General features: G+C 59.7%; 5 protein-coding genes. 4 read left to right on the top strand and 1 reads right to left on the bottom strand.

Annotation, left to right across the window (positions count from 1 at the left end; all coding sequences use genetic code 11):
- Positions 1–140: 140 nt before the first annotated feature.
- Positions 141–1,049: a LysR family transcriptional regulator gene (locus ACNA0J_RS29620; RefSeq protein ID WP_415822598.1), complete on the top strand. Its 909-nt coding sequence runs from the start codon at positions 141–143 to the stop codon at positions 1,047–1,049.
- 121 nt (positions 1,050–1,170) lie between these two features.
- On the opposite strand, the gene ACNA0J_RS29615 is transcribed toward ACNA0J_RS29620, so the two are convergent.
- Positions 1,171–1,836, bottom strand: a complete 666-nt coding sequence (locus ACNA0J_RS29615) for a glutathione S-transferase (RefSeq protein ID WP_415822597.1) — start codon at positions 1,834–1,836, stop codon at positions 1,171–1,173.
- Positions 1,837–2,031: 195 nt separating this feature from the next.
- Here ACNA0J_RS29615 and ACNA0J_RS29610 point away from each other — a divergent pair, with 195 nt between their 5' ends.
- The 3 genes from ACNA0J_RS29610 to ACNA0J_RS29600 all read left to right on the top strand — a co-directional run bounded on the left by ACNA0J_RS29610 (position 2,032) and on the right by ACNA0J_RS29600 (position 5,343).
- The gene (locus tag ACNA0J_RS29610) at positions 2,032–3,225 is read left to right on the top strand and encodes a CaiB/BaiF CoA transferase family protein (protein WP_415822595.1); all 1,194 of its coding nucleotides are present in this window, start codon (positions 2,032–2,034) and stop codon (positions 3,223–3,225) included.
- Entirely contained in the window at positions 3,222–4,187 is a 966-nt protein-coding gene (locus ACNA0J_RS29605; RefSeq protein WP_415822594.1) for a hydroxymethylglutaryl-CoA lyase, read from the top strand. Before ACNA0J_RS29610 ends, ACNA0J_RS29605 begins: the two co-directional genes overlap by 4 nt.
- A gap of 169 nt (positions 4,188–4,356) precedes the next feature.
- Positions 4,357–5,343, top strand: a complete 987-nt coding sequence (locus ACNA0J_RS29600) for a Bug family tripartite tricarboxylate transporter substrate binding protein (protein ID WP_415822593.1) — start codon at positions 4,357–4,359, stop codon at positions 5,341–5,343.
- Positions 5,344–5,396 lie beyond the last annotated feature (53 nt).

Raw genomic sequence — 5,396 nt, 5'->3', positions numbered from 1 at the left:
TTGTAGTAGGGCCCGGGGGGAATTTCCCCGGGGGGGGAGTGGTTCTTCTGGAGGTCGTTCATGGGCAATAGGGTCGGAGGGGTTTCGCTGGGCCAGCCCGGCGCACGGGCGACGATAGCTATTGGGGTAGCATTTCGCCTATGAATGTTGCTCGGTTTGATCTCACTACGCTGGCTTTGTTCGCCGCTGTCGCGCGGGCGGGCAGTATTTCTGCGGGCGCGCGGCTGTCGCATTTGGCGGTGGGAGCGGCGAGCAAGCGGATTTCGGATCTGGAGGCGGCGTTGGGAACACCGTTGCTGTATCGGAATACGGCGGGGGTGGAACTGACGGATGCGGGGCAGGCTTGTCTGGTGCATGTGCAGCGTGTGCTGCAAGAGGTCGAGCAGATGGCGGGCAGTTTGTCCGACTTTGCCCAAGGGGTGAAGGGGCAGGTGCGGATTGCTGCGAATACGTCGTCGCTGACGCAGTTTTTGCCAGAGGACCTGGCGGCGTTCATGGACGAGCACCCGGCCGTGCGGATCGATCTGGAAGAGCAGAACAGCACCGATATCGTGACGGCGGTCTTGGAAAATCGTGCGGATATCGGCGTGTTTGCGGATCGCACGCCGGCGCAGGGATTGTTGACGGTGCCTTATCGACCGGATGAGTTGGTGTTGATTGCGCCGCAGCGTCATCCGCTGGCGAATTCACCGTCTATCGCATTCGCGCAAACGCTGGATTATGAGTATGTCAGCCTGCCGCCGTCGACGTCGTTAGCCTCGCGCTTGAACGAGGAAAGTGCGCGATTGGGCAAGGCGATGCGGCTGCGGATTCAGGTGCGCAGTTTTGATGCGATCTGTCGGATGGTGGTGGCGACGGGGGGCGTGGGGGTGTTGCCGCGTATCGCGGCGGAGCCGCATGCGCGGTCGATGTCGATACGTTTGATCCCGTTGACGGATGAGTGGGCGCACCGATGGTTGCTGTTGGGTGTACGTGATGCGGATACGCTGACAGTGGCAGCGCGGTTGTTGTTGGCGCATCTGCGCAGTGATGCGGGTGCGAATGTGTAGGCACGCGGGGCTCGTATCCATGGGCATTGCAGGCGGCGTGGATCACGCGGTATTGACTGACCGCCTCGTGTATAAACAGGCCTATTGATTCGCCCACTCGGCCGGCATCATGCGTTGATGACTACTCGTTGTCATGAGGAAAGCAAATGCCTTCTGTGCCGGATACCCACGGCGCGTATTTTTCCATGACTTGCTGAAACCGCGCGTCTGCCAGAAAGGCTTCTAACCAATGCGTCAACGCAGGCCAAGATTGCGCCTCGAACCATGCTTGGTCGACATGCGCGAATTGGCGCACGAAGGGCGCGATGGCCATGTCGGCCAGGCTGCGGCGTGCACCAAACAGATAATCCTGCCCCTGCAAGCGGCGGTCCAATTCCATCAAGTATTTCGCCCCTGCGGTGCGATGCGCAAGAGCATCGGCGTTCTCATAACGGCCAGGATATTTATAACGATCCAGATCGGTCTTGAACGCTCCATCGCATTGCTGAATCAGCGCTTCCATCTCTGTTGTCGAGCCTCGATCTGGCGTCAGCCAATATTCGGGGTCATGTTGTGTCAAGGCCCAACGCATGATGTCCAGACTCTGGTCTATCACTTTTCCATCCGGCAGCACTAACACCGGCACAGTGGCTTTGGGCGAGGCCGCCAGCAATTCCGCGGGTTTCGCGCGCAGAACCACTTCGCGTAATTCGCAATGCTGGCCACTGGCGGCTAATGCCAATCGTGCCCGCATCGCATAGGGGCAGCGACGGAACGAATAGAGGACGGGTAAAGCGGGCGAGGACATAAGCTGGGTAATAGGCGGGTTTCTTTGTGCGAGTTCTCAGGTTAGTACATTCCCTAGTTTTTCCGTCGGGTTTCTCCGCCCGTCAGTCGGGCCTTTCTCGTTTGGGAAACCCCATTTCTTATAAGAACAATTCCCGAGCCGCACGCTTTCGCGCACACTCCCATCCGCTGCAATCCATCTTTCATAGGAACACACATGGCTGGGCAAATTCTGGCGGGCATACGCGTACTGGAGCTGGGGCAACTGATCGCCGGTCCCTTCGCCGCCAAAACCTTGGCCGATTTCGGCGCGCAAGTCGTCAAGATCGAGCCGCCAGGCCTGGGCGATCCACTGCGTAAATGGCGATTGTTGCATGAGGGTACCTCTGTCTGGTGGGAGGCCCAATCCCGCAACAAGCAATCCGTCTGCGTAGATTTGCGCCAGAAAGAAGGCCAGGAAATCATTCGTTTGCTGGCGGCCCAAGCTGACGTGTTGATCGAGAATTTCCGCCCCGGCACCATGGAAAAATGGGGTATGTCCTGGGAAGAACTCCACGAGCTCAACCCACGCCTGATCATGCTGCGCGTATCCGGCTATGGCCAAACCGGCCCCAAAGCCCGCGAGCCCGGTTTTGCTGCGATTGGCGAGGCCATGGCTGGCCTGCGTTATCTGAATGGCGAACCTGGCCGTGCTCCTGTACGTGGTGGACTTTCATTGGGCGATACCATCGCCGGTCTGCACGGTGCAATGGGCGTGCTGCTGGCCCTGTATCAGCGCGATGCGCGCGGTGGACAAGGCCAGGTCATCGACGCAGCGCTCTACGAGAGCCTGTTCAACTTGACCGAAAGCCTGCTTCCCGAATACACCGCCTTTGGTGCTGTGCGCGAGCCGTCTGGCGCATCCTTGCCGGGCATCGCGCCCTCGAATGCCTATCGTTGCAAAGACGGCTACGTGCTCATTGCCGGCAATGGCGACGGTATCTACACCCGATTGATGTCTCGCATCGGTCGCGATGATCTGGGCAAAGATCCCGGCCTGGCTCACAACGATGGCCGTGCCGCCCGCGTACACGAAATCGACAGTGCCATCAGCGCCTGGACGGCGGAACGTGATATCGACGAGGTCCTGCAAGCCATGCGCGAGGCCGACGTTCCCAGCGGCCGTATCTATTCGGTCGCCGACATCGCTCGCGACCCGCATTACCGTGCGCGCAACGCGATCGCTGAAATAGAGGGCGCCAGCGGCATTCGCGTCGAAATGCCTGCCGTTTTCCCCATCCTGTCCGATAACCCCGGCGCCATTCATGATCGTGCGCCCACCCTGGGCGAGCATACCGATACCGTACTCGCCGGCGCCGGGATGACCGAAGAACAACGCGCCGAATTGCGCGCCCGCGGAGTGATCGCATGAATACCGGTACGCCCAGCATCGAAATCAACGAAGTCGGCCCGCGCGACGGCCTGCAAATCGAAAAGGCCTTTGTGCCTACCGAAGAAAAAATCGCTTTGGTCGACGCGCTTTCCGACTGCGGATTCTCACGCATCGAAGTCACCAGCTTTACCTCACCCAAAGCCATTCCCGCGTTGGCCGACGCGCAAGAAGTCATGCGCCGTATTCGCCGGCCTCCCGATGTCATCTACACCGCACTGGTTCCCAACATCCGCGGCCTGGAGCGCGCCATTGAGGTCGGCACCCAGGAGATGAATCTGGTGATGTCCAGCAGCGAAACACACAACCGCGCCAACCTGCGTATGACGCGCGATCAATCCCTGGCGGAGCTGACCAGCATTCTGCATGCGGCACAAGGCACCTCGACCCCTTGCAACGTCTCGCTGTCTACCGTATTCGGTTGTCCCTTTGATGGTGATGTGCTCGTGGACGATGTGCTGCGTCTGGCCCATCAACTGGCCGAGGCGGGCGCGGCTGGCATCACGCTGTGCGACACCACCGGCATGGCCTATCCCACCCAGGTCGCGGCGCTGTGCGAGACCGTATTGCGAGAACTGCCGGGTCTGCCCATCACCATTCATTTGCACAACACACGTGGCATGGCGCTCGCCAACGCCATTGCTGCCTGGCAAACCGGCGTGACGCGTTTTGATGCAGCGGTGGGCGGATTGGGCGGCTGTCCCTATGCGCCAGGCGCCAGCGGCAACGTCAACACTGAGGAACTCGTGCACATGTTCGAGTGCATGGGCGTGAAAACCGGCGTGTCGTTGCAGCCGCTATTGAACATCGTGCGCGGGTTGCCGCAACTGGTGCAGCGCGAATTCTCGACCCCATTGCTGGCGGCAGGCCATCGGCTGGCGACTCACCAACCGCCTGCATGGTTGGCGGAAAAATTTGGGCCGGCTGACGGCGTCCACGCGTAATCAGCCGTATGTAGTGACGTATTCCGCAGTGCTCTATCGCGGGCGCGTGATCTAGCTGAACAGCGTATTCAGCTAGATCAAAACTTTCGCATGGCATTACCCATAACAAGTTGGCCATCAGAATCATTCCAACAACATCGTCCAGAACAACTATCAGGAGACCTTGTCCATGAATCTATCTTTGCTATCTAAAACCCTGCGCGCTGGCTTGACCGCTACCACCCTGGCTATCGCTGCCAGCCCCGCTATTGCGCTGGCCGACTATCCCGATCGTCCTGTTACGCTGCTCGTTCCCGCAGCACCCGGCGGTACGACGGATCTGGCGGCGCGTCTGATCGCACAACCCTTGGGCGAGGCCCTCGGCCAAAGCGTCGTCGTGGAAAACAAACCTGGCGCCTCTGGCAGCATCGCCTCGCAAGCCGTCGCCAAAGCTGCGCCCGACGGCTATACCTTGTTGCTGCAGTACTCCGGATACAACGCGATTTCTCCGCATGTGCAGCCCACCGATTGGGATCCGATCAAGGATTTTGCGCCCATTGCCAACATCTTGTCCGCTCCGCAGGTCATTGTCATTCGTCCGAGTCTGCCGATTAATTCCTTAAAAGAATTGGTCGCCTATGCCAAGGCCAATCCCGACAAACTGAACTACGCGTCGTCTGGCAACGGTGCTCTGCAGCACGTGGCGACCGAGTTGCTGAAGCAGATGGCGGACATCAAAATCGCACATATCCCGTACAAGGGCACCGGGCCTGCCTTGAACGATTTGCTGGGTGGTGCGGTGGATATGACGATCACGACTCCACCGCCGTTGCTGGGGCATATCGCTGCGGGCAAGCTCCGCGCCTTGGCAGTGACCGGGCCGAATCGCCTGGCGTCATTGCCGAATGTCCCGACCGTCGCTGAGGCGGGTTATCCGGACTTGCTGGTGTCGTCGTGGTTTGCCATGTACGCGCCCAAAGGTACGCCTCAGGCCGTTATCGACAAGCTGGCCGGCAAGATCGAAACCATCATGAAGACCGATGACTTCCGGAAAAAGGCCGAAGCACAGGGCGCGGAAGCCGAGTTCATGGGGCCGGCAAAGCTCGGTGAATACACCCAGCAGGAATATGACCGCTGGGGCAAAGTCGTGAAAGCTGCCGGAATCAAGGCGAACTAAACACGGTGTTGAAACCCGCGCTATAATCCATCCCCTCTGCCGCGCCTATGGGC

Source organism: Bordetella tumbae, assembly GCF_965139195.1.
In the GTDB taxonomy this organism is placed as follows: Bacteria; Pseudomonadota; Gammaproteobacteria; order Burkholderiales; family Burkholderiaceae_B; genus Bordetella_A; species Bordetella_A tumbae.
Note: the sequence above shows the minus strand (reverse complement) of the source record. Positions and strands in the feature narration are given on the sequence as shown.